Annotated in this window: 25 protein-coding genes; 18 read left to right on the forward strand and 7 right to left on the reverse strand. The window is 61.0% G+C overall.

Annotated features, from left to right (window positions below; translation table 11 throughout):
- Positions 1-66: 66 nt before the first annotated feature.
- Both NKI59_RS09160 and NKI59_RS09165 read left to right on the forward strand, forming a co-directional pair.
- Entirely contained in the window at positions 67-1,674 is a 1,608-nt protein-coding gene (locus NKI59_RS09160; protein WP_352570603.1) for an ATP-binding cassette domain-containing protein, read from the forward strand.
- A complete protein-coding gene (locus tag NKI59_RS09165; RefSeq protein WP_352703699.1) occupies positions 1,671-2,996 on the forward strand; it encodes an HlyD family type I secretion periplasmic adaptor subunit in 1,326 nt (441 codons plus the stop codon). Before NKI59_RS09160 ends, NKI59_RS09165 begins: the two co-directional genes overlap by 4 nt.
- A 67-nt stretch (positions 2,997-3,063) precedes the next feature.
- On the opposite strand, the gene NKI59_RS09170 is transcribed toward NKI59_RS09165, so the two are convergent.
- Positions 3,064-3,204 carry a hypothetical protein gene (locus NKI59_RS09170; protein WP_352589768.1) on the reverse strand — a complete coding sequence of 47 codons (141 nt, stop codon included), beginning with the start codon at positions 3,202-3,204 and terminating at the stop codon, positions 3,064-3,066.
- 183 nt (positions 3,205-3,387) lie between these two features.
- Here NKI59_RS09170 and NKI59_RS09175 point away from each other — a divergent pair, with 183 nt between their 5' ends.
- Both NKI59_RS09175 and NKI59_RS35080 read left to right on the forward strand, forming a co-directional pair.
- Entirely contained in the window at positions 3,388-4,485 is a 1,098-nt protein-coding gene (locus tag NKI59_RS09175) for a cupin-like domain-containing protein (protein WP_352570606.1), read from the forward strand.
- Between the two features lie 116 nt (positions 4,486-4,601).
- Positions 4,602-4,874 carry a beta-barrel domain-containing protein gene (locus tag NKI59_RS35080; protein ID WP_502897332.1) on the forward strand — a complete coding sequence of 91 codons (273 nt, stop codon included), beginning with the start codon at positions 4,602-4,604 and terminating at the stop codon, positions 4,872-4,874.
- 378 nt (positions 4,875-5,252) lie between these two features.
- Here NKI59_RS35080 and NKI59_RS09180 read toward each other — a convergent pair whose 3' ends face one another.
- Positions 5,253-5,627, reverse strand: a complete 375-nt coding sequence (locus NKI59_RS09180) for a site-specific integrase (protein WP_352589771.1) — start codon at positions 5,625-5,627, stop codon at positions 5,253-5,255.
- A gap of 364 nt (positions 5,628-5,991) precedes the next feature.
- Here NKI59_RS09180 and dctP point away from each other — a divergent pair, with 364 nt between their 5' ends.
- The 5 genes from dctP (at position 5,992) to NKI59_RS09205 (ending at position 12,473) form a co-directional block, all read left to right on the forward strand.
- Positions 5,992-7,110, forward strand: a complete 1,119-nt coding sequence (dctP, locus tag NKI59_RS09185) for a TRAP transporter substrate-binding protein DctP (RefSeq protein ID WP_352589774.1) — start codon at positions 5,992-5,994, stop codon at positions 7,108-7,110.
- Positions 7,111-7,219: 109 nt separating this feature from the next.
- Positions 7,220-8,269, forward strand: coding sequence for a TRAP transporter small permease subunit (locus NKI59_RS09190; protein ID WP_352589777.1), 1,050 nt, complete (start codon positions 7,220-7,222; stop codon positions 8,267-8,269).
- A gap of 3 nt (positions 8,270-8,272) precedes the next feature.
- Positions 8,273-9,643, forward strand: a complete 1,371-nt coding sequence (locus NKI59_RS09195) for a TRAP transporter large permease (RefSeq protein ID WP_023677869.1) — start codon at positions 8,273-8,275, stop codon at positions 9,641-9,643.
- Positions 9,644-10,005: 362 nt separating this feature from the next.
- Positions 10,006-10,917, forward strand: coding sequence for a hypothetical protein (locus NKI59_RS09200; RefSeq protein ID WP_352703957.1), 912 nt, complete (start codon positions 10,006-10,008; stop codon positions 10,915-10,917).
- 80 nt (positions 10,918-10,997) lie between these two features.
- Positions 10,998-12,473: an FAD-dependent oxidoreductase gene (locus NKI59_RS09205; RefSeq protein ID WP_352703701.1), complete on the forward strand. Its 1,476-nt coding sequence runs from the start codon at positions 10,998-11,000 to the stop codon at positions 12,471-12,473.
- Positions 12,474-12,497: 24 nt separating this feature from the next.
- On the opposite strand, the gene NKI59_RS09210 is transcribed toward NKI59_RS09205, so the two are convergent.
- Entirely contained in the window at positions 12,498-12,968 is a 471-nt protein-coding gene (locus NKI59_RS09210) for a YbhB/YbcL family Raf kinase inhibitor-like protein (protein WP_352570612.1), read from the reverse strand.
- Between the two features lie 49 nt (positions 12,969-13,017).
- Positions 13,018-13,455 (reverse strand): DUF2267 domain-containing protein, encoded by a 438-nt coding sequence (locus tag NKI59_RS09215; RefSeq protein WP_023677864.1) that lies wholly within the window; start codon positions 13,453-13,455, stop codon positions 13,018-13,020.
- A gap of 113 nt (positions 13,456-13,568) precedes the next feature.
- Here NKI59_RS09215 and NKI59_RS09220 point away from each other — a divergent pair, with 113 nt between their 5' ends.
- The gene (locus NKI59_RS09220; protein ID WP_352703703.1) at positions 13,569-14,198 is read left to right on the forward strand and encodes an Hsp20/alpha crystallin family protein; all 630 of its coding nucleotides are present in this window, start codon (positions 13,569-13,571) and stop codon (positions 14,196-14,198) included.
- Positions 14,199-14,286: 88 nt separating this feature from the next.
- On the opposite strand, the gene NKI59_RS09225 is transcribed toward NKI59_RS09220, so the two are convergent.
- A complete protein-coding gene (locus tag NKI59_RS09225) occupies positions 14,287-14,697 on the reverse strand; it encodes a CBS domain-containing protein (protein ID WP_352458287.1) in 411 nt (136 codons plus the stop codon).
- A gap of 222 nt (positions 14,698-14,919) precedes the next feature.
- Between NKI59_RS09225 and NKI59_RS09230 the strand changes: the two genes are divergently transcribed.
- The 8 genes from NKI59_RS09230 (at position 14,920) to NKI59_RS09265 (ending at position 25,632) form a co-directional block, all read left to right on the forward strand.
- Positions 14,920-15,747 carry a phosphoribosyltransferase gene (locus NKI59_RS09230; protein WP_352703706.1) on the forward strand — a complete coding sequence of 276 codons (828 nt, stop codon included), beginning with the start codon at positions 14,920-14,922 and terminating at the stop codon, positions 15,745-15,747.
- Between the two features lie 11 nt (positions 15,748-15,758).
- The gene (locus NKI59_RS09235) at positions 15,759-16,436 is read left to right on the forward strand and encodes a dienelactone hydrolase family protein (protein ID WP_352703708.1); all 678 of its coding nucleotides are present in this window, start codon (positions 15,759-15,761) and stop codon (positions 16,434-16,436) included.
- 122 nt (positions 16,437-16,558) lie between these two features.
- The gene (locus tag NKI59_RS09240; RefSeq protein ID WP_352703710.1) at positions 16,559-17,059 is read left to right on the forward strand and encodes a DUF6496 domain-containing protein; all 501 of its coding nucleotides are present in this window, start codon (positions 16,559-16,561) and stop codon (positions 17,057-17,059) included.
- A 349-nt stretch (positions 17,060-17,408) separates the two neighbouring features.
- Positions 17,409-18,332 carry an arginase family protein gene (locus NKI59_RS09245; protein WP_352703959.1) on the forward strand — a complete coding sequence of 308 codons (924 nt, stop codon included), beginning with the start codon at positions 17,409-17,411 and terminating at the stop codon, positions 18,330-18,332.
- A gap of 190 nt (positions 18,333-18,522) precedes the next feature.
- The gene (locus NKI59_RS09250; RefSeq protein WP_352703712.1) at positions 18,523-21,054 is read left to right on the forward strand and encodes an NAD-dependent epimerase/dehydratase family protein; all 2,532 of its coding nucleotides are present in this window, start codon (positions 18,523-18,525) and stop codon (positions 21,052-21,054) included.
- Positions 21,055-21,235: 181 nt separating this feature from the next.
- Positions 21,236-22,264 (forward strand): ABC transporter substrate-binding protein, encoded by a 1,029-nt coding sequence (locus NKI59_RS09255; protein ID WP_352703714.1) that lies wholly within the window; start codon positions 21,236-21,238, stop codon positions 22,262-22,264.
- A 3-nt stretch (positions 22,265-22,267) separates the two neighbouring features.
- The gene (locus tag NKI59_RS09260; protein WP_352703717.1) at positions 22,268-24,556 is read left to right on the forward strand and encodes an ABC transporter permease; all 2,289 of its coding nucleotides are present in this window, start codon (positions 22,268-22,270) and stop codon (positions 24,554-24,556) included.
- On the forward strand, positions 24,556-25,632 hold the full coding sequence (locus tag NKI59_RS09265; protein ID WP_352703719.1) for an ABC transporter ATP-binding protein: 1,077 nt from the start codon (positions 24,556-24,558) through the stop codon (positions 25,630-25,632). Before NKI59_RS09260 ends, NKI59_RS09265 begins: the two co-directional genes overlap by 1 nt.
- Here the strand turns inward: NKI59_RS09265 and NKI59_RS09270 are convergent.
- Positions 25,622-26,416, reverse strand: coding sequence for an inositol monophosphatase family protein (locus NKI59_RS09270; RefSeq protein ID WP_352703721.1), 795 nt, complete (start codon positions 26,414-26,416; stop codon positions 25,622-25,624). The two genes, NKI59_RS09265 and NKI59_RS09270, sit on opposite strands and share 11 nt — an antisense overlap.
- Positions 26,417-26,569: 153 nt before the next feature.
- Complete coding sequence (locus tag NKI59_RS09275; protein WP_352703961.1) at positions 26,570-26,761, reverse strand: SDR family oxidoreductase; 192 nt, start codon at positions 26,759-26,761, stop codon at positions 26,570-26,572.
- Positions 26,762-26,854: the final 93 nt, after the last annotated feature.

Genomic DNA, 26,854 nt, shown 5'->3' on the forward strand with positions numbered 1-26,854 from the left:
AGGCGGCGGTACAGCGCCCCCCTCAGCGAAATGTGGCGAAGGTCGATACCCGGCCTTGCTGCGGTTGTGGGTTTTGGTGTCTGTATCAATGCGCTCCGATTTGCTGGGCCGCTTTATTTTATACAAATATTCGACCGGGTCATTTCCAGCCGCAGCGTGGAAACCCTCGTTATTCTGACCTTGGCCGCCTTGCTCGCTCTGGTAACCGGCGTCGTGCTGGAAGCCATTCGTCGTCGTATGCTTTCCCGCTGGAGCGTTTGGATCGAGCACCACTTGACCAGCCAGTCCGTGAAAGCCGGATTGACGGCAGGCGTCCCCAATCCGCCGCTTCTGACCAGCATCGAGAAAGTCTCCAGCTTTGTTGAGCGAGGGCTAGCTGCTTGGCTGGACGTGGTCTGGGCTCCCGTTTTCCTGTTATGTGTATACCTGATCCATCCTGTTCTCGGCCTGATCGCGTTGGCAGGCATGGCTTTGCTGACAGGTATGAGCCTGCTCAAAGAAAAGATCACACAAGAGCCCCGCCAAGCTGAACGTGAAGCTGCCAAGCAGGCGAAAGAGGTATTGATCTCAGCGGAAAGGCACAAAGACGTAGTCGGCGCCTTCGCAATGGCCGACGCGATCGCCGGTCGCTGGGGTAGGAACAGAGTAGATGGCTTTTTGCAGCGGGAGCGGCTTAATGCCAGAGGATCGAGCCTTGATGCAGCGATCCGGGCGCTGAACCGTTGCGTTTACATAGTTCTATTGGCATCGGGCATCTGGCTGTTCCTGAACGATTCGGCGTCCCTCGGAGGCGTATTTGCAGCCCGGCTCATTGCCAGATTTGCTTACAGAATGGTGGAAAAGGCAGTTCGGGAGCTCAGAAGCCTCAGGGAAGCGCGGGAGGGATACTCCAAGATCAAGGCGGAGCTTGCCAAACCGTTGGACGTAGAGCCGTCTCTGCTTCCTGGAACGCCGCAAGGCTCGTTAGTTCTCGATCAAGTTACATTCAGGCATGCTGGATCGCGAGCAGACGTATTTAGGAAACTGTCGCTTTCTCTGGCTCCTGGGGAATTGCTGCTGGTCATAGGACGTGCAGCCACCGGCAAGACGACGCTTTCTCGTCTTCTCATTGGTTTGCTCAAGCCCCGCACCGGTCAGATCCGCTTGGGAGACATGGACATAACCAGGCTTCCGGATAATGTTAGAGTTGGAGGCATCGGCTATTTACCTCAGCACGTTGAACTTTTTGAGGGAACCGTCGCGGAAAATATTGCACGTTTTCAACAAAGTTCTATCGATGACGTGGTTTCCGCAGCAAAAATAGCCGGAATACACGAAGTTATCATTCGTCTGGGCCAGGGTTACGACACTTTGCTTAATGACTCGGTCGGCCTATCCGGGAGTGAACGGAAGCGAGTAGCCCTTGCCCGCGCGCTCTTTCGCGCGCCGAGGCTTATTGTCTTGGACGAGCCATTCGCCAATTTGGACGCTGCCTCGAAGAAGACCCTCGAGTCGGCGGTTAGGCTTATGAAGGATGCGGGAAGCTCGGTAATTGTCACCATATCCGGACAGACCAACCGTCTTGCCGGATTAGTTGATAGGTCGCTGATCCTAGGAAGTCGATCGCCCGAGCTCACCGAAGGTTCGGTTCCTCCCGTTCGCTTCGGGAAAACTGAATTGCGGAGCGTTAAATGATAGCTTCGCTCGCCCGTGACACCGAACACTCTGGTACCCAGCAAGCCGAGGATCCGCCGCCGTTTGGTAGGCGTTTAGTGATCTCTGGTTTCGCGATTGTCGCTGCCTTCTCGACTCTGACCGGCATGTGGCTTGTCGCGGCACCTATCCAGGGTGCGGTCTTGGCCACCGGGGTGGTGAATGTCGCGTCAAACGTAAAGACAGTTCAGCACCTCGAAGGCGGCATCATATCAGAGATATTGGCTCAAGAAGGAGATCGCGTGTCGCCAGGCCAGGTGTTGATACGATTGCAAAACACCGCTTCGGCGGCTGCTGCAAATGAAATCAAGGCGCAGTGGTACGAGGCGAAGGCTACGGAAGCGCGCTTGGTCGCGGAAAGAGATGGAAAGGACTCGATCGAAATTCCGCCTGAATTGAAAGCGTCCGGCAAATTGGCAGCGGATGCTGTTTCCGGGCAGGAGAGTGTCTTTCGGACACGTCAAAACCTCTTCAGAGAGCAGCTCTCCCTGCTGCAGCAAGCAACCGGAAGCATGGCGAAGGAGATAGAGGGTTTTGAAGGGCAAGTGGTAGCGGCTACCCGGAAGCTCGAGCTGATCGAGGAGCAATTAGGTGATGTGCGCAGCCTGTACGAAAGGAAGTTGGTAGTCAGGACGCGCCTTGTAGATTTGGAAAGAGAAAAGGCGGACGTGGGAGGTGCCCTAAGCGGGTATGTAGCGTCGATCGGCGCGACCCAGCAAAAGATGGAGGAGACGAAATTCAAGATTGCCGAACTTAGCGCCTCGACGACGGCCGATATCGTCGAGACACTAGGAGAAACCCGCGCCAAAATATACGAATACGAGCAGCGAATGGCCGCTGCTGATGACGTGGCGACGCGTACCGAGATACGTGCTCCTATCGGAGGCACCATAGTGGGACTTAAGGTCCACACGAACGGAGGGGTCGTAACGGCGGGAGAGCCGCTGATGGACATCGTCCCTCAGGAGGATAGCTTCGTTGTTGTGGCAAACGTTGACCCCCTCGACGTCGATCAGGTGAAAGTGGGGCTGCACGCGACGGTGTGGCTTAGCGCTGTGAACAGACGTTACCAGCAACCGATGAGCGGTGACGTTCGCACTCTTTCAGCTGACCGGCTAATTGACCCTCGGACCGGTCAGGCTTTTTATTCAGTCCGAATTGTTCTGAGGCCGGAGTCTTTGAAGCCTGGAGCATTGCAAGCTGGAATGGGCACACAGGTCATGATCGAAACTGGAGCGAGGTCAGCATGGGAGTATCTCAGCGCGCCGGTCTATGCCGCTATGGGACGTGCTCTTCGTGAATAAAGAGAACGAGCAATAGACAAAGACTTTTACGCTCCCGTTCAAGTATAATTTGGGCGAGTATCGAGTATTATGTCTTCTCCCAGATTCGCGGCCACCAGTCGACGCGTCGCCGCCGCTCGGCCCTGTCGACGCCGCGCATGCGCAGGCCGAACTCGACATTCTCGCGCACGGTGAGGAATGGAAACAGCGCCAAGCTCTGCCAGGCCATCGGCGTATCCCGCTGCCAGGTGACGGCTTTCGTCGATCAGCACGGCCATTGAACACCAAGTGTCTGGATCGCTGCCATTCGAATGCACGACGACATTGCTCCCGACAGCCACATATCATCCAACTGAAACGCAATTTGTATTTCATTTCTTTGATTAAGGTCATCTCAATAAGGGTGGAAACCATGGCCAGCAACGCCAAACTCGCTGAATCAGCTCGCGAAACGCCAAAGCTTAACATGAAACCGATCGAGGAGATTGACAGCAAGCAAATCTCCACGGCAATCCGACAAAATCGGCCGTTTGTTGTTCGAGGCTGGGTTGCAGCCTCCGACGGTTGGGGATTGGATGACCCCAAATGGGCGCGGCATACCGGGCAGGTTACGGTGGTTCCAGGGGACGAGACCACGGTTTCCACTGCATCCTATGTCTTACGCAAGAGCGGGATGACACACGAAATGACCTTCCGTGAGTTGTTCGAGCGGATCCTAGGCCAGGGGGAATGGCAACCACTGATCGATGCAAACGAGCGCTACTACATGTTTGGTGGGAAAGTCCCGAGCAGTCTTCTGGAGGCATTGCCTTGGCCAAGCGACCTGGAGTTCGTTGGCTCGTCTCCCTATGTTGCTTCCGAAGGGGTTACCGCCAAGGCGCATTATGATCATTGGTACGCATTCCTGGTGCAGCTACACGGGACAAAAGCCGTAAAAATGTTCCCCCCTTGGGATTATAGTTTCATCTATCCGCAGCATGAAAAGACGGCCGACAAGCCCAGGCGGGCGCTTGTGGATTTGAATAATCCCGATTTTGACCAGTTCCCGTTGTTGAATCAACTGCATGGAGAGATTGCCGTACTGAATGCAGGTGACGTTTTGTATATGCCGGTCGATTGGTGGCATGAGGTTGAAACCGAGGGATTCTCTGTCAGCATCAACCGGCGTTTGAGACGGAGTGCGCTGGACTGGGCCGGCGCTCTGCTTGTATTCGGCTATCAGGTCCTGCAAGGCGCATACCGTTACGGCATCGAACCGATCCCCACCGACGAAATTAAGACTCTGGCCCAGCATGCCTATGTTGAGTGGAAGAGCGACACCGGCAAAACCGAATACGATCAATGGTGCGCATTCCTGGCGCAGTTGGGGCGGGACCAAGCAAAGGCGTTGCGGATCCCCGAAGATCTCGGAGTCCTCATGGCGCGGTGGTTTCAGACCGAGCAAGACCTAACGAAGGCAGAGTTTGAGGCGCTCTCGCATCCCGCGGTTGGACTACCTGTTCGGCAGTGACCTGCATCCCGGATTTCTGACCGTTCTGAGCTGGAATTTTCCACTGAGTTGAAGTTTTCGGAGGTGCAGATCGCCTTCATCCTGCGACAAGCTGAGGAGGGGACGGCGGTTACGCGATGGTTTGGCTGAGCGCTGTGAGCAGACGTTACCAGCAAGCGATGAGCGGCGATATGCGCACTCTTTCAGCTGACCAACTGATTGATCCTCGGACCGGTCAAGCTTTCTATTCAGTTCGAATTGCTCTGAGACCGGAGTCTTTGAAAGCAGCGCCTGCAGCATTGCAAGCTGGGATGAGCACGCAGGTCATGATCGAAACTGGAGCGAGGTCAGCATGGGAGTATCTCAGCGCGCCGGTCTCTGCCGCCATGGGGCGCGCCCTTCGTGGATAAAGGGACGGGCAAAAAGAATTTGGAGCTCAAGTTAAAGTATAATTTGGGCGAATATAATGTCTTATTCCAGAATTCGCGGGACTAGAAGAGAGCTAAACGTGAATTCTCTACCCGCCGGGTCGCGGCATTTCACATGCGCACACTTGTCACCGGACCCATACAGCCCGTCTCTGGCGATCTTGTTTTGGCGCGCGGAAACACCGCTTACGATTTTCCTTGCTATAGTGCTTCATATGGCGCGCCGGCAAGCGGACTCTGCTCACCGGCAGCAACGCAGCTTGAATTGGCAGCTCGACGAGTGTGGGGAAAGGCGGTAGCGCTCTACCGACTCGACCCCCCGAACACGTTTGATGCCGCTAATCCTTGCCGCTCATCAGCTCAGAAAGTAGGCGCCTGCTGGGAAGGACGGGCCAGGCGCGAAGCCTCGTTTGATTCCCTCGCGACCGCCCAGCTTCGAGCATCCAACGTGAGATTGCTTCCTGTTGCTGTCGCAGGTGATCGCTTCAGCAGCTTGTTGCGCGTGATGTAGCCTGCGTTAACCCCCGGGATCGAGTGGTTCATCAGAAGATGGACGTCCAACTCCGCAACGCCTGCAGCCTGGGCGATTGTCCGGAAAGTCTGCCGCAGGTCATTCCCCCATTTCGACAGATCGCTGCGTTTCTCCTTGTGCTCGATGACGTGACCGCGTTCGCTCTCTGCTGGGAATAGCCAGTCACGCGATTGCTCGGGGTAGAGAGCCCTACCGATGCGCATCACTCGAACCAGGCAGCGGACGCAGACCAGGACCATGGAGTGCAGTCACCCGGCCAATGTTTCGGCTTGAGAAGCAGGGACGGAAGCCGCACCGAGCTTCGTATAAGCCGAAGGAACGCCGCGTTGACTAGCCGATAACCCACTAAAACCGTGGATTTATTGAAACCGCACGAGCATATTACGGGTCGGGCGCGCAGTGGTTGAAAATGCTTGCGTCGCGCTATGTTATTTGCATGCTGCGCCGTTTCTTTCTCTGTCGTTCGTGGCGCTGGCATGCTCTGATCCCTCAAAAAGGATGTGTCATTGGTTTTCAGTTTTTGAGACCGGCGGTGGGCCTATCGTTTGCCGAACAGGGAGGAAGACAATGGACGGAGAATCGCATTCCAAATCAAGGCGAAGCTTTCTGAAGTCGAGCGGACTTGTCGCCGGGCTGACGGCGACGGCGGTTACCGCTCCCTGGGTTCGAAGGGCAGGAGCCGCTGACACAATCATCTGGAAAATTCAAACCTCGTGGCCGGCTGGCGTCGGACTTGAAACTTTCCAGAGCTGGTGTGGGACCATCAAGGAAAAGACTGGAGGCCAACTCGAATTTCAGCCGTTCAAGGCAAAGGACATCGTTGGTGACTTCGAACTCCTCGACGGGGTGAAGAACGGCGTTCTGGAAGCGATGAACTCGTTTTCACTTTACTGGGCCGGTAAGCTTCCCGCTGCGGCGTTCCTCTCCTCTTACACGATGGGGCTACGCTATCCGCACGAATGGGACATCTTTTTCTATTCGAAAGGTGGTCTGCAGGCCGCGCGCGACCTTTATGCGAAACAAGGTCTTTACTACGTCAACCGCATTCATCACGGCCCGAACATCATCCACTCAAAGACACCGATCCGCTCGATCGAGGATTTCAGAGACCTGAAGCTGCGCGTGCCTGGCGGCATGATCGCCGAGACATTCGCAAAAGCCGGCGCCAAGACGACGCTGCTGCCGGGCGGCGAGGTGTTCTCCGCGCTGGAGAAAGGCACGATCGATGCAGCCGACTACACTGGGCCGGCGGTAAACTGGGCGCTCGGGTTCCAGCAGGTGACCAAGTACATTTCCATGGGCCCAGCCGGTCTGATGTCCGTATACCAGCCCGTCGACCTGATGGACTTTGCCGTCAACATGAATGTCTGGAACCAACTCCCGGACAACCTCAAGAAGTTCGTGGAAGACGAAATCCAAGTCTATTCCAATGTCCATTTCGGGGCCATCCAGAAGGCCGACATGGAGGCCTGGCAGAAATTCCTGGATGCCGGCATTGAAATCAATCGGCTTGGACCGGAGGACCTCCAGAAGTTCCAGGAAATCGCGGTGCCAATCTGGTTCGAGTGGGCCAACAAGGATAAGGACGCGGCGCGCATCTTCAAACTGCAGCTTGAGGTGATGGAGAACCCGACCGTCGGTTACGTGACGCCGGACATGTATCAGGGATTGTCGATCGACCTCTGAGGCTCTCCGCGCCCGTCCTGTCCGGGCGGGCGCACTCTCCTGCAAGAGGCAGTCGCCGATGCCCTCACTCACATTTGTGCTGCCGCACTGGCTATACTGGTCAAGCCTCGTGCTTTTCCCGCTCGTTGCGGTCTTCCTTGTCCATCGCGAGCGGGCACAGCGCGATGCCGGCCGTCCAAATCTCTTTCTTGCTTACCTGTTCCTGGTCACTGCAGGCTTCCTCGGCATGCACCGGTTTTATCTGAAGAGCAGGTGGGGATTCATTTTTATCCCGCTGTTCATTGCAGTGCTTTGGACGAGCGCCCAGGTACGCGACGGACGTGAGGCAGTGTCGCTCGCGCGATCCCTGAGCGAACACGCCGAAAGGCTGTTGCCGCGTGCCAAGGCAGATGTAGCAGCCAGCAAAGAAGGCGCTGCCGATCACCTGGCGAAAGCTGAGGCAGACGCCACGGTGGCGCGCGATAATCTGAGCGCCGCCGCCCATGGGCTCGAGCGCGCCAACAGCATTGGCCGAATTGCCGGACTCCTGCTTGGTCTCGCTCTCGCAGGCGACGCCCTTCTAATACCCGGTCTTGTGCGGCGCACCCGCACCCGTGAGATCGCGCGCGCCGCGGCCGACCATCCGCTCGTAGTCGATGTGCCAGCCACGCCCGTCAAGCAACCGCTCGCGTTGTTCCAGCCGGTCGACTGGCTGGTACGCGTGACGGGCGAGTTCGTTGCGTATTGGTCGGTTCTCGCAGTGGTGGCGTACTACTACGAAGTGGTGGCCCGTTTTGTTTTCAACTCACCGACCAACTGGGTGCATGAAAGCATGTTTCTTATGTTCGGCATCCAGTACATGCTGGCAGGCGCCTATGCCTACCGTGACGAAACGCATGTCAGGGTAGACATCGTCTACAGCCATCTCTCCGAACGCGGTCGTGCTGTCTGCGACATCATCACCTCGGCCTTCTTCTTCTTGTTCACCGGCACCATGCTGGTCACAGGATGGCGATTTGCGAGCGATGCCACGGCGGTTGGCGAACGCTCATTCACCGAATGGGGCATCCAATACTGGCCGGTAAAGCTCGCGATCCCCATCGGGGCAGCGCTCCTGTTGCTTCAGGGCCTATCCCGGCTGATGCGAGACATCGCCACTGCATTTGGAAGGATCGGCTGAGCGATGGGCCTCGAGCTTCCGATCCTGTGGCTCAGCATATTGATGTTCGGGGGTCTGGGCGTACTTTTGCTGCTCGGATTACCGATGGCCTTTTGCACCGGCAGCCTTGCCGTGCTTTTCCTCTTTCTGTTCGGCAATTCGGCCATGCTGAACATGCTGCCGTCTCGGGTCTTCCCGTTCATGACGGATTATCAGCTCTCGGCGGTGCCGCTTTTCATCTTCATGGCCGCGATTCTCGAGAAGGCGGGCATCATCGAGGAGCTGTTCGATGTCGTCTACAAATGGCTGGGCGGACTCAAAGGCGGGCTCGCATCGGCCACGGTGATCTCCTGCACTCTGCTGGCCGCGATGGTCGGTGTCGTCGGGGCGACGGAAGTGACGATGGGCATGATCGCGCTCCCGGCCATGCTGCGCCGCAACTACGACGCCAAGCTTGCCTGCGGCTCGCTTCTTGCTGGCGGGACCCTTGGCATTCTCATACCCCCTTCCGTCATGGCGATCGTCTATGCCGTCGTGGCGCAGCAGTCGCTGGGCGAGCTTTTGATCGGGTCGGTATTTCCCGGGCTGCTGCTGTCCGGGATGTATGTCGCCTACGTGACGGCGCGCTGTTACATCGACCCCAAACTCGGCCCGGCGTTGCCGCCGAACGAGCGCATTGACTTCGCCCAAAAACTCAAGCTTTTGCGCCGGACGTTCATGCCGATACTGCTGATCCTGCTTGTGCTCGGGGTCATCTTCATGGGCATTGCCACGCCGGTCGAAGCCGCCGGCATCGGTACGTTCGGGGCTTTCATCGTCTGCGCCGCACATCGGCGCCTGACCTGGGACACGATCCGGGAGGCCTGTGTCGCGACGCTCAAGGCCACGGCGATGGTCATGTGGATATTCTTCGGCGCCACCATGTTCGTCGGTTTCTTCATCCTGAAAGGTGGGCAGAACTTCGTAGCCGAATCGATACTCGGAACAGGCTTGGCGCCTTACGGCGTTCTTGTTCTGATGATGATCATTCTGTTCGTCCTGGGCATGTTTCTGGACTGGGTGGGCATTCTCCTTCTTACCGTACCGATATTTCTGCCCATCCTAAAGACACTCGAATTCGGCGGCACGTTTGGGCTAGCCGGTGTGGCTCCTGAAGACGTGCCACTGTGGTATGGTGTCATTTTCATGGTCAACATGCAGATGGCGTTCCTTAGCCCGCCTTTCGGCTATTCGCTGTTCTATCTGAAGAGCGTTGCGCCGCCGGAGATCTCGATGGCGACGATCTTTCGATCCGCAGTCCCCTTCTTGTGCCTGCAGGCGATCGGAGTGGGACTGTGCATCGTGTTCCCCTCAATCGTCGTCTGGCTCCCGAAGGTCATGTACGGAGGCAATTGACCACATTTGCGGCTTGCCGACACCGAGGATCAGTCGAATTTGATAGCTTTTCGCTTGAACGGCGTCACCTTTTTGCCTTCCTTTGCGCGTCGTCATGAGATCGCTTCTTGAAACAATCCTGGCTGCGAGTGCGGGTGTATCGCACTCGACCAGTCTTGGTTATCTCGCCTACGCCGCCCCGGGAATGCCGCGCCATCTGTCCTTGCCGAGATGGCCAAGGAACCCGCCGCCGATCAGATCGTTTCGCGATAGATCAACCGGACGAGGAGAGACATGCTCGAAATTCTGCATGCTCACAATCGCGGGACACCGAACACGGGCCGGCTCTGCCAGTTCGGGGCTTGGCGCGATGCTGCGTGACGATGCTGCGTGACGTCGACTATGTCCTGCAAAAACTCGACTGGATGCGCGGCGAAGGCATCTGGCCCAACGGCTTGCGATATCTGTGGACCGATGCATTCGGGGTCGTGCTCTACGTCTCGCTTTATGCGGAAACTGGCGAAGAGCGCTGGCTGGGCGAAGCCGAGCGGCTGGTGGCCGATGTCGAGCGTGTGCTCGGCCGCCGGCGCGGACTGAGGATCGGCGAAGCGGCGGATCGCGACGGCCAGTATTTCCACTATCTGGCGATGTGGCTGTTCGCCTTGGCGCGTCTCGGCGATCTGAAGCCGGAATACCGCAAGCGCGGCATTACGCTGGCGCAGGACATTCACCCGGCGTTTGTGGTCCCCGGCCGCGGCGTGATCTGGAAGATGCAGGAGGATTTGAGCGGTCCTTACCCCGGCTACGGCCTCGGCAGCATGGATGCCTATGACGGCTACGTCTCTTACCGAATGCTCGACGACGAGGAACTGGCGCCCGAGATCGCGCAGATGCGTGACCTGATGGTGCGCGATTGGCGCAGCCTCGACATCGACCAGGACCTCGGCCTCGGCATGATGCTGTGGCTCGCCCATTTCTTTCCCGACGAGCCGTGGGCCGAGGCCCAGACGAGGCTTTCGCTGCGAACCCTGGAAACGATGTGGGTCGACCCGCCCGGTTATTTCAGCCGCGCGCCATGGCTGCGCGATACCAAGTTCGCCTTCACCAATTACGGCGTTTCGCTCGGCCTGCAGGCCGCCGGTATCTGGCCGGGGCGTGTCGATAGGCTAAACGCCTTCTTCGAGGACTGGCGCTCCGGCGACGAATACGACCGCGAGGCGATCACCTGGGTGATGGCCTGCACCTCGCACCTTCCCGGTGCTTTTCTGACTCGGGGGTCGCGAGACAATGATTGAAAGCGACCAAGCTCGGGAACGTTCCTCCGCCGGCGCGGTTGTCGATGGAAGTGCATGGAGACGCAAGGGACGCGGTTGAAATGGCCATTCTCTTGGGAAAACCGGGAAGCTGTTGGGTGGCGGCAGCCACCTCCACGAACTATCCCCAGCTCGAAGGTCCAATCCGTGCGGACGCCGTTGTCGTGGGTGCTGGAATTGTCGGGCTAACGACGGCGCTTCGGCTTTGCGAGGCGGGCCGGTCGGTGGTCGTCCTCGAAGGCCTGCGCACGGGCGGACAGGTGACCGGCCGCTCTACGGCCAAGATCACCACGCAGCACGCGCTGATCTATCGTCATCTCATCGACAGTCTAGGCCTGGACCTGGCGCAGACCTATGCCGATGCGAATTCCGCCGGCGCCCGACAAATCCGCGACTGGGTTAACAACTACGCCATCGCCTGCGATCTCGAGAGCAAGGACGCCTATAGCTACACCTGCGATGAAAGCCGGCGCGCGGAGGTAGCGGCCGAGGCGGAGGCCGCGCGCCATGTCGGGCTGGAGGCCGATCTCCTCGACCGCGCGCCGCTGCCTTTCGAAACGGCCGCCGCGCTACGGTTTTCTGACCAGGCGCAGTTCAATCCGGCGATGTATCTGGTTGGCCTGGCGGAAGCGGTGACGGCCCGTGGCGGTCGGATCTTCGAAAACAGCCGCGCCACCTCGATCGACGAGGCAAGCCGCTGGCGCGTCGTCACCGATGGCGGCGCCGTTGATGCCGGGCACGTCGTCGTCGCCACCAACATGACGGTGAAGAGCCCCGTCGGCATGGCGAACCGGACGCAACCGCGCTGCCACACCGCCATGGCCTTTCGGATCGACGATCCCCTCCCTGTCGACGGCATGTTCATCGGCATCGACGACCCGACGCATTCCATCCGCACGGGTCATGATGCCGAAAGGCCGCTGCTGGTCACGCTCGGCCCCAAGTTCAACACCGGCTGGGACGGCGACGTGGCCAAGCGGTTTGTCGAACTGGAAAACTGGGCAAGAAAGAACCTTCCGGTCGGTGACGTCGCGTGGCGCTGGTGCAATGAGGATTATGATACGGCCGACAGGATTCCATATGCCGGCGAGCCCGATCCCGCCAAGGCCGCCGGCTTCCACATTGCCACGGGCTTCAACGCCTGGGGCATCACCAACGGGACGGCCGTGGGCGCGATGATCGCCGACCTGATCTGCGGCCGCCCGAGCCCTTGGCAAAAACTCTACGATCCGGCGCGGCCCTATCCCGAGGACTTCCACAAGAACGGCCGCAGTCAATCGATCGTCTCGAGCACCCACGACATTGCGCCTGGCACGGGTGGCGTGATCGTCAGGGGAGACGAAAAGATTGCGGCGTGGAGAGACACCGAAGGCGCACTCCAGGCGGTTTCGGCCATTTGCACCCACAAGGGCTGCACCGTAACCTGGAACAATGCGGACCACACTTGGGATTGTCCCTGCCACGGCTCGATCTTCGCGGCCGACGGTTCGGTCATCCACGGCCCTGCCCGAAAACCGCTTGCCCAGATTACATTGTGAAGGCGGCGACCGACGCCGCCCGCGTCAGGCCGGCCGTTCGTAGGTTCCGACCAGCTCCGTCTCCTCCAATGCGTGTTTCTGGGCTTGCTTCCAGACCTGATGCACGCCCGCCTTTCCTGGTACGCTGAGGCTCGGCACATCGAGCGCGGCCAGCAGGAAATGGTAATGGTGGACGCCGTGCCCTGCAGGCGGCTGCGGACCATCGTAATAGGCATTGCCGAAATCGTTGGTGCCTTGCCTGAGTGCCGACGGGCCGGGCTTGCCGTCTTCGGCCTCGGCTAGTCCCCCGGCATCCGGCGGGATGTTGAACACCGCCCAGTGCCCGAAAATCCCGCTTGGTGCATCGGGATCCCGCACGACAAGAACAAGGCTCTTGGTACCATCCGGGACACCGGACCACTTCAGCGGCGGCGAGACGTTCTGGCCGTCACGCGCATATTTTTCTGGAAGTCTTCCGCCTGCCCGGAACGCCGGGCTGATAAGGGTGAGTGGCATTGCTATTTCCCCAAGGAGGTTGCGACCGAGAAGCCCGCGCCTGCGCCGTTCACGCCGCTTGCTGAGCTTCGGCGACGCGTCTTATCTCGCCTGGCAGGGATTCCCAGACCTTGTGCATCTGTCCTTCTCCGACGTGATGGGCGAGCACCTTGGACACGACCCTGAATGCATCCTTGGAATCGACCGGACGGGTAAATTCCAGCTCCGCCTTGATCTTGGCCAGAAACTCGTCGAGCGACCGCATCTTCTCGGGAGCTTTGGAAGGCTGATATTGGTCATAGAAGGCGCCGCGCACCAGGATCGGCAGCTGCGAGCCGAGGTGGGCTGCAAGATCCGGCTGCATACGGTCGCGCAGGGCGTGCAGCACCGCTCCGAGAACGTGCCAGGCGACCTGCCGATCCGGTCCAATCTCGTCCATGATCTCGTCGAGCCAGATGTTCGTGGTCTGCAGTGTCTTGTCGAATACGTCGAGTCCGGTGGCATTCATCGAAATCCTCCTTCCGTTCAAATCCGACTAGGTGATGTGACCAAACAGCCGTACCTGCCCGTTGTTCCCCGACGCACATGTCCTGATGCGCATTTATTGTCGGAGGTCCCGTCATGAGGGAATTCGGGCCGGCTTTTGCCGCTGTTTTTCGACCACCTTTCTTGGCCGGCACTCGGAACATCCTCATGGGTGGACGAGTTTTGTTTGCCGTCGCCGATCACATGGTGACGAGTGATGCAGACACAAAAAACAGGAGAAGAACCATGGCACATCACGATTTGGCGCCCCGGACGCCATCGCGCAGCCTCTATCCATCCGCGCGCGACCCGCTCACGTCATTCCACCGGCAGATTGACCGCCTGTTCGACGACTTCTTCGCGCCGATGGCCGAAGCGACTACGGCCGGCGATCTTTGGCCGAGCGTCGACGTACATGAAACAGACCAAGCCTATAAGGTCACCGCCGAATTGCCGGGGCTCGAGCAGAAGGACGTTGAGCTCAAGCTGCGCGAAAACACCCTCTTTATTACGGGCGAGAAGCGTTCGGAGCACAAGGAAGGCGAAGGCGGCCGCACCTACAGCGAACGCAGTTATGGCCGGTTTCAGCGGACCATCCCGCTGGAAGCGGAGATCGATGCCGACAAGGTGCAGGCCACTTTCAGGAACGGCATTTTGGCTGTCGAGCTTCCGAAGAACCCCGCTGCAAAGGACAAGACACGCCGCATAGAAGTGAAAGCGCGATAGTTGCCAAACTGAAGGCTGCCTGAGCAGGCGGCGTTCAGCCCAGATGGAGAAGAACGGCGAGCACGGCGGCAACCGCCCAGGCGAGCGTCTAGCGCCGGGGATCGTCCGTTGCCTCGGAAACGCCTTCGAGAGCGATTTTGGCGGCTTCCTTATCGGTCCGCCCGAGGTCGGCCAGGGCAATGACGCCGACGAGGCGCTTGTCGTGATTGATCACCGGAAGACGACGCACCTGATGCTTGGCCATGATCTTCGCCGCATCGGTGATATCGGCGTCATCGAAGCACCAATAGACATGCTCGGACATGACCTCGCGAACGGTCGTGTTGCCGGCTGAGCGCTCCTCGGCGACGCCGCGCATCACGATGTCGCGGTCCGTCACCATGCCGACCAGCCTGTCATTCTCGCCGACCGGAAGGGCGCCGAGATTGTCGGCACGCATTTTCCGGGCGGCATCCCTGATTGTCGTGTTCGGGCCGACCAGTTCGGTCCGACGGCTCATGATCTCCTGAACTTGCATGGGATATTCCTTTCCCTGATTGCTGAGGCAACAAGTCGCCAGACGGGCCTGTTGCCACGCATCGCTAGATTGCCAGCTGGCCGGACGAGGCATGTACGGATCACTATCTTCGATCTTGCCGATCCGCGCTGAGGCGCGTGCCGGTGCCGGCACCTCGCGATCGAAACTATTCTTGGAACGTCCAGGCAGCGAGCGAGTTCCAAAATGGTACCGGTGCCGCAGCCATCCCACGGAATGTGGCCGCAGGCTGGTGAAAAAACATCCACCGGGAAAACAGATGCACGCGGATTGAAGGTCATGGCTATCATCTTTTCAGATCGCCGCGAGGCCGGGCGGCAACTCGCCGGGGAACTCGTTCGCTTTGCCGGCCGCGACGATGTGATCGTATTGGCGCTGCCCCGAGGCGGCGTGCCGGTCGGCTACGAGGTCGCGCAGGCACTCAAGGCACCGCTCGACGTCTTCGTCGTGCGCAAGCTCGGCGTCCCCGGTCACGAGGAACTGGCCATGGGGGCGATCGCGCCCTCAGGTGTACGTGTCCTGAACGACGAAATCGTCAACGGTCTCGCGATCCCGCCACATGTCATCGACGCGGTCGCTGCAAAGGAGGAAAAAGAGCTTCTGCGCCGCGAGCACCTCTATAGGGACGGGCGACCCCCACCGCAGTTGAATGGACGAACCATTATCCTCGTGGATGACGGGCTTGCGACCGGATCGACCATGCGGGCTGGGATCAAGGCGCTGCGAAAAAACCATGCCGCCCATATTGTCGCGGCCGTTCCCGTCGGTAGCCCCGACACTTGCGACGCGATGCGGGCGGACGCCGACGAGGTCGTTTGCGCGACGACACCAGAGCCGTTGCTGGGTGTCGGGCGCTGGTACGTGGATTTCTCGCAGACGAGCGATGAAGAGGTCCGCGCGCTCCTCGCCAGGTCCGTGCCCAAGCCTGCGGCTTCCGACAAGCCTGCCGCTTCCGAAGAGGAATTGGCTGGGCGCGCGAGCGCGGGTCCGGCGCCTGGCACCAGATCGACATAGCGGAGGTGGATATGGACCGGGATAGCGAGCACGTCGTGCATGTTCCCGCGGGACCTGTCGCGCTTGAGGGCAATCTTTCGTTGCCCCCGGCTGCTCGCGGCCTTGTGCTCTTCGCCCATGGCAGCGGAAGCAGCCGCCACAGCCCGCGCAACCGCTACGTGGCCGAAAGGCTGAACGAGGCGAACCTCGCCACCTTCCTCATCGACCTGTTGACGGCCGAAGAGGAGCGGATCGACCAGGTCACGGCCGAGTTGCGCTTCAATATCGGACTGCTCGCCGACCGGCTGGTCGGCGTCACGGATTGGCTCGGCGCCTCGCCGGACACGTCGGGGTTGCGTCTTGGCTATTTCGGCGCGAGCACGGGCGCCGGTGCCGCCCTGGTGGCGGCGGCCGAGCGGCCCGACCAGGCCGCGGCCGTAGTTTCGCGTGGTGGCCGGCCCGATCTTGCAGCGCACGCCCTGCCGCGCGTCCGGGCGCCGACCTTGCTCGTCGTCGGAGGCGCGGACACGCAAGTGATCGCACTCAACCGCTCGGCGCTGGCGGCGCTCCGCAGCGAGAAGGAGCTCGCCATCGTCCCTGGCGCGACACATCTGTTCGAGGAGCCTGGCGCCCTGGACGAAGTCGCGGGTCTGGCGAGCCGATGGTTCTTGCGCCATCTGGTTTCGGACAGATCGGCGTCAACGTCCTGACGGCTGGGGCTTGGATCACCAGTGCCGGGATCATTTGCGTCCTCAACGCGTTATGATCCTCATAAGACCGCGCGCAGCTGCAACCCGAATGGCTGTCGCAACCCGTATGTGGGAGAAAGACAATGCCAGACAAGAAAGCCATCGAGAAGGCCCGAAAGGACAAGCGCGAGGGCAAATCGCCGAGCACACAGGCCGGCGAGTTCGTGCACGAGGAGATCGATAAAATCCGCCGCGGCGAGCACGGCGCGCGCTCGACCCAGCAGGCCATCGCCATCGGGCTTTCCGAGGCGAGACGCGCAGGCGTAGACCTGCCCCCGCCCAAAAAGGGCAAGGTGAAGGAGAGCACGCGCAAAAGCGCCGAATACGCCTATGAGGCCGGCCAGGGTGAACGCACGCCGAAACGCCGCCCGCGGGTCTCGAAAGCCGTCTCCAAGGTGCTCGAGCACGAGCCGAAGAGCACGGCGTCGCACGAGGCGCTGGCGCAGCAGGCCAAGCGTGCGGCCTCGCGCCGCACGGCTGAGGAGCGCTCGGCCGCCGCCAAGAAGGCCGCCGAGACGAAAGGCGCCAGCGGAAGGAAGGCGGCGGCGCAGAAGGCCGCCAGAACGCGCGCACACCACGCATAGTTCAAAGACGGCAGTTCGCCTCCTGGAAATCCGATATGGCCAAACGACCGGTATCGAGCTCTGCCCCGGCAGCGCGGGACAACGCCGCTGCCCAAGGCGAACCAGAGCCTGCATCCGCGGGACAACATCGACGTCTTCGACTTCGAAATCACCGCTGACGACACGGTGGCGCTGAACGAGCAATACTCGTCGCTCGCGATGCTGCCTGACGCGTGACACCGACCGGAGGTACTCGGCGGCAAGGGCAGCGGGAGACCGGGTCAGGAAAGCGCAGCCTGTTTCTTGAGCATGATGCGTATCGCCCATAACGCGGAGAACTCTGATCATGACCTCAGCTGCCAGCACGACAATGCCGCGAGCCACCACTCAGACGAGACATATCGCTTTGCTCGGCGCGCCCTCTAATCTTGGGCTGATGCCGCAAGAGGGTGAGCCGGAGCCCGGCGTGTGGAAGGCGCCGGAGGCACTTCAATCGCTTGGTCTCGCCGACCGTTTGGGCGCCGGTCCGTTGCACTCGGTTCGGGCTCCGCTTTATCGGCCTGAGGTGGATCCTGCGACGGGCGTGCGCAATGCCCAGGCCCTGCGCCAGTATTCCAAGACGCTTGCCGAAGCGGTCGACGAGGAGCTGAGCTCGGGAGGGTTCCTGCTCATGCTCGGCGGCGATTGCAGTGTGTTGCTTGGCCCTGCGCTCGCGCTACGGCGTCGTGGCCGCTACGGCCTTATCTTCTTCGATGGGCACACCGATTTCAAATTGCCGGATACCTCGCCGTCAAAGGGAGCCGCGGGCATGGATTTGGCCTTCGTGACCGGCCATGGCCCGACGCTCCTGACCGATTTCGGCGGGCACACTCCTTTGGTCCGTGAGGCCGACGTAGTCGCGTTTGGCTATCGCGATGTGCAGGACCCCGCGACTTACACGTCCAAGGCCATCTTCGACACCGATGTTCACCGGATGGATTTGGCTGAAGTGCGGCGGCGCGGCTTCGCCGATGCGGCACGCATAGCGCTTGACGCGGTCGCAGGGCAGGACGTCGAGGGTGTATTCGTTCACTTCGATGTCGACGTGCTGGACAGCGAGATCATGTCGGCTGTCGAATCGCCGGAGGCCGGCGGTGTCTTGCCCGACGAAGCTGTCGAAGCCCTTCGCACATGGTGCAACGATCCACGCGTGATTGGGATGGAGGTGACGATCTATGATCCCGACCGCGATCCGGATCGTCGCTGCGGCAAGCTGCTGATCGACATTCTGGTCGCTTCCCTTCGCGGCCGGTAGACCAATGGGAGTCCTGCACTTGTGCACGAACGCAATCCGCCGGCACGAATGGCCGTCGGTCTGACGGATCGCCGCGCGCACCCATTCTGTGGTGCTACCTCATCGGGAACCGTTCTCAACGAACATGGTTCCGAGTGTGCGACCGAAGCATTCGGCTTCTTCTACCCGGCTATCGCCAAGGAGATTCGCCATGACCGGCAAAACCCGTCCCACCGTCCTGATCACAGGCAGCAGCGGGTTTCTGGGCCAAGCCATCGCTCGCGGCTTGATGGAGCGCTACGACATCATCGGCCTTGATGTTGCCAGACGATCCTTGCCCGGCGTCGAGACGATCGAGATCGACCTTACCTCGGACGCGAGCGTGGCGAAGGCACTGGCCGAGGTGCGCGAGCGGAGCGGCGGCCGCATTGCCTCGGTGATCCATCTTGCGGCCTATTACGACACGACCGGCGAGGATAATCCGAAATACGGCGCGGTGACCGTTGAGGGAACGCGCCGGCTGCTGAACGCGCTGAGAGGGCTCGAGACGGAGCAGTTCGTGTTTTCGAGCACGTTGCTGGTGCATGCGCCGAGCCCGGCAAAGGGCACCAAGATCGACGAAGAGTCTCCGATCGATCCGGCCTGGGCCTATCCGAGATCGAAGGCCGAGACCGAGACGCTGATCCTGAAAGAGCACGGCGACGTCAAGGTTGCGATCCTGCGACTGGCGGGCGTCTATGACGAGGATTGTCACGCGGCCTTCATCGCCCAGCAGATCGCCCGCATTTTCGAGCGCATGCCGACCGCCTATCTTTTCACCGGCGACATCACCACCGGCCAGCCCTACCTGCATCTTGACGATCTCGTCGACGCCGTGGTGCGCACCGTCGACCGGCGCAGCGCGCTTCTCGACGAGACCGTACTGCTGATCGGCGAAGAAGAGACGCCGTCCTACGACGACATGCAGAAGCAGATCGGGCAACTCCTGCATGGCGAAACCTGGCGGACCCTGTCCCTGCCAAAAGAGGTGACGAAGCTCGGTGCCTGGATGCAGGAGAAGGTTCTCGACCAGGAGACCGACATCAAGCCATGGATGATCGAGAACGCCGACGATCACTACGAGATCGACATCTCCCGCGCCAGGCGCCTGCTTGGCTGGAAGCCGCGGCACAGCCTGACCGCTACCTTGCCGGAAATGATCCGGCGGCTGAAGGCGGATCCCACCGACTGGTACAGGAAGAACAAGCTTGAACCGTCGGCGGTCGCCGCTTCCGCGCCCGAGCTCGACCAGGCCGCCGAACGGCTGCAGCATCCGCTCGAGCGCTCGGACGACGAGGTCGAAGCGGAAACCGAACGCCACCGGGCCGCAACGCTCTGGGCGCCGCTGACCAACGTTGCGATCGGGCTGTGGCTCGTGACGTCGCCCTTCACGCTCGGCCTGTTCGATCCAGCTTCAGCACCGATTCCGCCGGCGCTCGGACATGAGATCGCCTCGCCGGAGACACGCGACGGCAGGCTCGGCATCAGTGAGATTGTATCCGGCCTCGCCATCCTGTCGCTGGCGCTTGTCGGCATGCGCCGGCGCTGGCACGGGCTGCAATGGATCACCGCATCGATCGGGGTTTGGGTGATGTTCGCGCCGCTGCTGTTCTGGACCACCAGCGCCGGAGCCTACGCGACCGACACGTTGGCCGGCATGCTGATCATCGCGTTCGCGGTGATGATCCCGCCGACGCCGGGTATCAGCCGGCGTGCCCTTGCCGCCGATGACGACCGCCCGCTCGGCTGGAGCTATTCGCCCTCCCTCTTCACCCAGCGCATTCCCATAATCGGCCTCGCCTTTGTCGGCCTGTTCGTCTCGCGTTATCTCGCCGCCTATCAGCTTGGCCATATCGATGGCCTTTGGGAACCGTTGTTCGGCCCGGGCGAAACGCCGGCCGGCAATGGCAGCGAGGCGGTGGTCACCTCCTGGGTCTCCAAGGGCTTTCCGATCGCCGATGCCGGGCTGGGCGCCTTCGCCTATGCGCTGGATATCCTCGCTGGCGCGATCGGCGACCGCCGCCGCTGGCGCACCATGCCATGGATGGTGCTTTTGTTCGGCTTGCTGGTCGTCCCGCTCGGCGTGGTCAGCGTCGGCTTCATCATCATCCAGCCGCCGCTCATCGGGGCGCTGTGCACGCTCTGCATCGTCCAGGCTGCCGTCACGGTCGTGCTCATCCCCTATTCGGTCGACGAGGTGCTGGCGAGCTGCCAGTATCTTTGGCGTGCGAAACAGGCGGGAGAGCCGTTCTGGCGCACATTCTGGTGCGGCGGCCCGGCGCTTTCGGAGGACCAGACGCCGACGCCGGATCTCGACCTGCCGCTATTGGCAGTGGCGCGGGACTTCATCACCGGCGGTGTGAACTTCCCGTGGACCCTTGTCGCCAGCACGCTCGCCGGCGCCCTGCTGATGATCACGCCGCTCAGCTTCGGCACAAGCCCGCCGCTCTACTTCAGCGACCATGTCATCGGCTGCCTGGTCATCATGGTAGCCGTTACCGCGATGGCCGAGGTGGCGCGCGCCGTCCGCTTTCTGAACATCGCGCTTGGAGCCTGGATTGCCCTCTCTCCGTTCATCCTCGCCGGCGGTGCGGCCGCGAGCCTCGCCAATCTGGCGATCGGAGCCCTGCTGGTCGGGCTCAGCCTGCCGCGCGGCGCGCGCAGCGCTGCGCATTATGGCGGCTGGGACCGGGCCATCGTCTGAGGATATTCAGCAGCGCTGGACGATCGGCCAGGTGACTGCAAAGATTGATCCGCATCAACCTGTCGAACATATCGAGCGGGAAGTCGGCGAAAGGCGCAAAGGCGGCCGTACCCTTCCAACTTGAATTTTCCGCGTATCTGGGTTTCATAAGTCGGCAAATAACTTAGGGAGGAATTTCAACATGATAAAAAGGGCAATTCTCGGCGCCGGCATCCTCGCCGCCGGTATGTGGGCCGCGTCGTCATCGGCGTCCGCCGAAAGCCTGACCATGTATTGCGGCGTTGACGAGGTCTGGTGCCAGCAGACGGCGCGGGCGTTCGAGGAGAAGACCGGCATCACCGTCAATATGACCCGCAAGAGCGCTGGCGAAATCTATGCGCAATTGCGCGCCGAGGCCGCCAACCCAAAGGCAGACATCTGGTGGGGCGGCACCGGCGATCCGCATCTGCAGGCAGCCGAGGAGGGCCTGACAGTGGAATACAAATCGCCGCTGCTCAACCAGTTGCAGCCCTGGGCGATCAAGCAGGCGGAAACGTCCGGCTACCGCACGGTCGGCATCTATTCGGGTGCACTGGGCTTCGGCTACAACAAGGATTTGCTGGCCAAGAATAATCTGCCCGAACCGAAATGCTGGGCCGATCTGATCAAGCCCGAATACAAGGGGCACATCCAGGTCGCCAACCCCAATTCCTCGGGGACCGCATACAATATGCTGGCGACCATCGTTCAGCTGTTTGGTGAGGACAAGGGTTTCGAATACATGAAAGCCCTGCACAAGAACGTCAACCAGTACACCAAGTCGGGTTCGGCGCCGATCAAGGCCGCCGGTCTCGGCGAGACCACCATCGGCATCGTCTTCATCCACGACGCCGTGTCGCAGGTCGTCGCTGGTTTCCCGATCGTTCCGGTCACCCCTTGCGAGGGAACCGGCTACGAGATCGGCTCGGAATCGATCATCAAGGGCGCTCGCAACATGGAAGCCGCGAAGAAATTCTACGACTGGGCGCTCGAGGCCGACGTCCAGTCCACGGCGCAGGATGCGGGGTCGTTCCAGGTTCCATCGAACAAGGCGGCGAAAACCTCCGCCAAGGCGCCTGACCTCTCGACCATCAAGCTGATCGACTACGACTTCAAGAAGTACGGCTCGAGCGAAGAGCGGAAGCGGCTGCTGAAAAAATGGGAGGAGGAGGTCGCATCGCTGCCGCAATAGCAGATGCGCTTCCGCGAAACCCGCTGGCCGATTGAACCGGTCGCCGTCCTTTGGATGGCGGTCGGATGGCTGGGGTTTGCCGTGCTGCCCTGGTACGGCATCGAGGACGGGTTCTTCGGCTTTTCCTGGCTGTTCGACGGTTACCCGTCCGACAGCGAATTCGCGCCGGCACTGGTTCTGGCCCTCAAGGGCGAGAAACTGTGGCTGGCGCCGCTCGGCCTGCTGCTGGCGGTGCCGCTGCTTCTGTGGGGCCGCACCAAATCCGATCCGGTTTTCAGCCGGCTGCTGATCATTGTCGGCGCCGCCGGATTTGGCTGGCTGTTGTTCCAGGGCTTCGCCATCGGGCTGCGCGGTTGGCAGTTCGGCTGGCTCACCAGCCTGTTCGGCGAACTTGGCGACCGCCAATTCGGCATGGGCTACGGCGCCTTGCTGGTCAGCGGTGCCTTTCTGTTCCTTTTCACCCTGGGTGTTGCCGCGCGCGGCGCCGTCTCTGGCGACGTCTTCGTCGTCGGCTCGATCAGCTTTGTCGTCGCCATGGTTGCCATTTTCATCTTCATGCCGATCCTGATGATGCTGGCCAATGCCATGCAGACCGACGACGGCGGCTACTCGCCTGTCGCGTTCCTGGCCAAGCTGTTCAGTTCGCGGCTGTGGAGCCTGGCTTGTCTTGCCGGCGGCAGCCGCTGCGGCGTGGCCTGGAATTCGCTGCTGCTGGCCGTGCTCGTCGGCCTGCTGACCATGTTTCTGGGGCTGGTGTTCGCGCTGGTCGTGACCCGTACCGGGTTCCGCCACGGCAAGCTGCTCCGCGCCCTGACCGTGTTGCCGATCATCACGCCGGCTTTCGTCATCGGCCTTGCCATCATCTTGTTGTTCGGACTGTCAGGGGCAGTGACGCAGAGCGTGGCCGGTCTCTTCGGTTTCCAGCCGACACGCTGGGTATATGGACTTCCCGGCCTGCTCATTGCCCAGGTTCTCGCCTTCACGCCGATCGCCTTCCTGGTGCTGATGGGCGTCGTCGAAGGCGTCAGCCCGTCCATGGAAGAGGCCTCCCAGACGCTCCGAGCCAGCCGCTGGCAGACCTTTTGGACCGTATCCCTGCCGCTGATGCGGCCGGGCCTTGCCAACGCCTTTCTGCTCGGCTTCATCGAGAGCATGGCCGATTTCGGCAATCCGCTGGTGCTGAGCGGCAATTACGACGTGCTGTCGACAGAAATCTTCTTTGCCATTGTCGGCGCGCAGAACGATGCGGCACTTGCCGCAATCCTGGCGCTGGTGCTGCTGGCCTTCACGCTCGGCGCCTTTTATGCGCAGCGCTTCTGGATCGGCAGGCGCTCTTACACCACCGTCACCGGCAAGGGCGACGCCGGCGTCCATCCGCGCTTGCCTGCCGGGCTGACATACGCGCTCTATGTCATCGCCGGACTGTGGACGGCATTCACCGTACTGGTCTACACGGTGATCTTCTATGGCAGCTTCGTCAAGCTGTGGGGGGTCGACCAGAGCCTGACACTGGAGCACTACCGGAAGGCGTTCTCCGTCGGCTGGAACGAATTCGGCATCCACTGGTCGGGCTCGGCATGGAGCTCCTTCTGGACGACCATGGAGATCGCGCTGATATCGGCGCCTCTGACGGCCGGGATCGGGCTTCTGACCGCCTATCTTCTGGTCCGCCAGAATTTCCGCGGCAAGAACGCCTTCGAATTTGCGACCATGCTCTCGTTCGCGATTCCGGGAACCGTCATCGGCGTCAGCTACATCATTGCCTTCAACGTGCCGCCGATCGAGCTGACCGGGACCGGCATCATCCTCGTACTGTCGTTCATCTTCCGCAACATGCCGGTAGGCGTGCGCGCCGGCGTCGCCTCGATGTCGCAGATCGACCGTAGCCTGGATGAATCCTCGCTGACGCTTGGCGCCAACTCGTGGCAGACCTTCAGACGCGTCATCTTGCCTTTGCTGAGATCGGCAATGCTGGCGGCGCTCGTCTATTCCTTCGTGCGCGCCATGACCGCGATCAGCGCCGTCATCTTTCTGGTCAGCGCGCGCTACGATCTCTCGACCAGCTACATCGTTGGACGTGTCGAGAACAATGAATACGGCATCGCCATCGCCTATTCGACGGTGCTGATCGTCGTCATGCTGATGGTAATCGGCTTGATGCAGCTGCTTGTCGGCAGCCGCAATATCGGCCGGCGCGGCATCCAGCAGGGCGACGGCGGCTGGAGCGTGCGCACCAATGTCAGCCTGCCCGGAACGGCCGGCGGCCCGACCACAATAGCAGGAGCCGGGTGATGGCCGAAATTCGCAGCAACGCCGCCTCGGTAACCTTCGACCATGTCACCAAGACATATCCGGGCGCCAGCATGCCGGCGGTCGACGACATCTCGCTTGCGATCGAAGCCGGCAAGCTGGTGACCCTTCTCGGGCCCTCCGGCTGCGGCAAGACGACGACGCTGCGCATGATCGCCGGCCTTGAAATGCCGTCCAGCGGCCGCATTCTGATAGGCGGCAAAGACGTCACCCGCCTGCCCGCCACCGACCGCGACGTGTCCATGGTTTTCCAGTCCTATGCACTGTTTCCGCACATGACGGTGATGGAAAACGTCTCCTATGGCTTGCGCTTCTCCGGCCATGACAAGAAGGAGGCTGCGTCTCGGGCCCGTGCCGGGCTGGAATTGGTCGGCCTGACCGGTTTCGAGGCGCGCCTGCCCAGCGAACTGTCTGGCGGCCAGCAGCAGCGCGTGGCGGTGGCACGCGCGCTGGTGCTCGAACCGCAAGTGCTGCTGTTCGACGAGCCGCTGTCAAATCTCGACGCCAAGCTGCGCCGGCACGTGCGCGAGGAAATCAGGGAAATCCAGATCAAGCTCGGGCTGACGGTGGTCTATGTCACACACGACCAGGAAGAGGCGCTGGCGGTTTCGGACCGGATCATCGTCATGAACAAAGCCGTGATCGCGCAGGACGGCACGCCGCGCGAACTCTACGACGCGCCGGCCGATGCTTTCGTTGCCGACTTCATCGGCGAAGCCAATATCCTCGATTGCGAGGTGGTTTCGGTAGAAGGCGATGAAGCCACCGTCCGGCTGGGTTCGCTGGCCTTGAAATTGCCGGCACGAGGCCAGCTGGCCGGCCCGGCGAAGCTGGCGGTCCGTCCGAGCCGCATCGAGATCGGGCCTGCCGGCACGCCGCGGACGATCGCCGGCAGGCTCGAAAAGGTCACCTATGTCGGTAGCCATCTCGAACTGATCATCGGCACACCGCACGGCCAGGTGTTTGCAATATCGCACGATATCGATGCGCCGTTTCAGGCAGGCGACAGCGTCGGCATCGGCTTTCCGGAGCGCGGACCGGTTCTGATCAAAGCTTGAAGGATTGCACGCAGAGCTGGCGAACCTGGGCGAACACACCGCTGCCGGCGCAAATCACCAGCGCGCCGTTTTCCAGAACCGTCTTTGGGTCGGGCTTGACGATCGTGCCGCCGGCTTCTTCCACCAGCAGCATGCCTGCCAGGCAGTCCCAGGCGTTCATATGCTCTTCGACATAGCCGAGCAGCCTGCCGGCGGCCGCATAGGCGAGCATCAACGCGCCGGATGCGTTACGGAAAAACACGCCGCCTTTTGAAAACAGCAAGCCGATGAGCGTTGCGACGTTTTGCATTTCGGCGCGGTTGGAAAAGCCGGTGCCCAACGAGCCGTCGGTCAGGCTGGTGGCCGCGCTTGCCCTGATCGGCTTGCCGTTGAGAAAAGCGCCGCCGCCCTTGCGGCAATGGAACGTTTCGCCGGTAGAGGGCTCGTGGATGACACCCACGACAGTGTCGCCGTCCTTGGCGCAGGCGATGACCACGCACCAGGCCGGAATGCCCCGCACGAAGTTCGCGGTGCCGTCGATCGGATCTATCACCCAGACATGCCCGCTCGATCCAGTGACCGAGGCATGCTCCTCGCCGACAATTCCATCGGTCGGGTAGGCGGCTTTCATTGCCGCACGGATGAACAGCTCGACCTCGCGGTCAGCCTGCGAGACCATGTCCTGATGACCTTTGCTCTCGATGGCGAGGCTGTCGAGGTCGCGAAAATACTTCAGGCCGAGCGCGCCGGCGCGCCGCGCGAGATCGATGGCGAACTGTTCGCGCGTTGCTGTTTCGGGTGTCATGAGATCCTTGGGATGCGAATGTGATCTGAGGAAAATACCCCAGCCAGAGAGCTTAGCGGTGAAGATAAGAGTGTGCAAATGACGAGCCCTGCCTTTTGCGGGGCGGCCCCGAGGCCGACCGATCTTCCATGCGCCCGACAGCAACAGTCGCGCTCATACGGGTCCGGTCATGTCGCCGTCGACATAGATGATCTGGCCGGTCATGAAGCTCGACGCGTCGGAAACCAGGAAGATCGCGGCACCGCCCAGTTCATCGACCTCGCCCACGTTGCCAGCGGCCGACCAATGCCGCGGCTCAATCCGGAAATTAAGGCGGTTTTGCCGGCGAGGCCGAACAGGTCCGATAGGTCATCAATGCTTTGTTTCCCCGGAGATGCGGCCAGAGACAGGCGATCGAGGCCCCTGCCGGACATCGTAGGCGCGGACGACCGCTGTCAG

It is taken from the genome of Mesorhizobium sp. M0598, assembly GCF_040320865.1.
In the GTDB taxonomy this organism is placed as follows: Bacteria; Pseudomonadota; Alphaproteobacteria; order Rhizobiales; family Rhizobiaceae; genus Mesorhizobium.

Excerpts from the sequence above, each read along its gene's own strand:
- NKI59_RS09255 (WP_352703714.1), top strand. The coding sequence starts at position 21,236 with ATGATAAAAAGGGCAATTCTCGGCGCCGGCATCCTCGCCGCCGGTATG.
- NKI59_RS09195 (WP_023677869.1), top strand. The coding sequence starts at position 8,273 with ATGGGCCTCGAGCTTCCGATCCTGTGGCTCAGCATATTGATGTTCGGG.
- NKI59_RS09230 (WP_352703706.1), top strand. The coding sequence starts at position 14,920 with ATGGTACCGGTGCCGCAGCCATCCCACGGAATGTGGCCGCAGGCTGGT.
- NKI59_RS09210 (WP_352570612.1), bottom strand. The coding sequence starts at position 12,968 with ATGCCACTCACCCTTATCAGCCCGGCGTTCCGGGCAGGCGGAAGACTT.
- NKI59_RS09270 (WP_352703721.1), bottom strand. The coding sequence starts at position 26,416 with ATGACACCCGAAACAGCAACGCGCGAACAGTTCGCCATCGATCTCGCG.
- NKI59_RS09250 (WP_352703712.1), top strand. The coding sequence starts at position 18,523 with ATGACCGGCAAAACCCGTCCCACCGTCCTGATCACAGGCAGCAGCGGG.
- NKI59_RS09260 (WP_352703717.1), top strand. The coding sequence starts at position 22,268 with ATGCGCTTCCGCGAAACCCGCTGGCCGATTGAACCGGTCGCCGTCCTT.
- NKI59_RS09175 (WP_352570606.1), top strand. The coding sequence starts at position 3,388 with ATGGCCAGCAACGCCAAACTCGCTGAATCAGCTCGCGAAACGCCAAAG.
- NKI59_RS09240 (WP_352703710.1), top strand. The coding sequence starts at position 16,559 with ATGCCAGACAAGAAAGCCATCGAGAAGGCCCGAAAGGACAAGCGCGAG.
- NKI59_RS35080 (WP_502897332.1), top strand. The coding sequence starts at position 4,602 with ATGGTTTGGCTGAGCGCTGTGAGCAGACGTTACCAGCAAGCGATGAGC.
- NKI59_RS09225 (WP_352458287.1), bottom strand. The coding sequence starts at position 14,697 with ATGAGCCGTCGGACCGAACTGGTCGGCCCGAACACGACAATCAGGGAT.
- NKI59_RS09200 (WP_352703957.1), top strand. The coding sequence starts at position 10,006 with ATGCTGCGTGACGTCGACTATGTCCTGCAAAAACTCGACTGGATGCGC.
- dctP (WP_352589774.1), top strand. The coding sequence starts at position 5,992 with ATGGACGGAGAATCGCATTCCAAATCAAGGCGAAGCTTTCTGAAGTCG.
- NKI59_RS09220 (WP_352703703.1), top strand. The coding sequence starts at position 13,569 with ATGAGGGAATTCGGGCCGGCTTTTGCCGCTGTTTTTCGACCACCTTTC.
- NKI59_RS09215 (WP_023677864.1), bottom strand. The coding sequence starts at position 13,455 with ATGAATGCCACCGGACTCGACGTATTCGACAAGACACTGCAGACCACG.
- NKI59_RS09180 (WP_352589771.1), bottom strand. The coding sequence starts at position 5,627 with ATGCGCATCGGTAGGGCTCTCTACCCCGAGCAATCGCGTGACTGGCTA.
- NKI59_RS09235 (WP_352703708.1), top strand. The coding sequence starts at position 15,759 with ATGGACCGGGATAGCGAGCACGTCGTGCATGTTCCCGCGGGACCTGTC.
- NKI59_RS09265 (WP_352703719.1), top strand. The coding sequence starts at position 24,556 with ATGGCCGAAATTCGCAGCAACGCCGCCTCGGTAACCTTCGACCATGTC.
- NKI59_RS09205 (WP_352703701.1), top strand. The coding sequence starts at position 10,998 with ATGGCCATTCTCTTGGGAAAACCGGGAAGCTGTTGGGTGGCGGCAGCC.
- NKI59_RS09170 (WP_352589768.1), bottom strand. The coding sequence starts at position 3,204 with ATGGCCTGGCAGAGCTTGGCGCTGTTTCCATTCCTCACCGTGCGCGAG.
- NKI59_RS09165 (WP_352703699.1), top strand. The coding sequence starts at position 1,671 with ATGATAGCTTCGCTCGCCCGTGACACCGAACACTCTGGTACCCAGCAA.
- NKI59_RS09245 (WP_352703959.1), top strand. The coding sequence starts at position 17,409 with ATGCCGCGAGCCACCACTCAGACGAGACATATCGCTTTGCTCGGCGCG.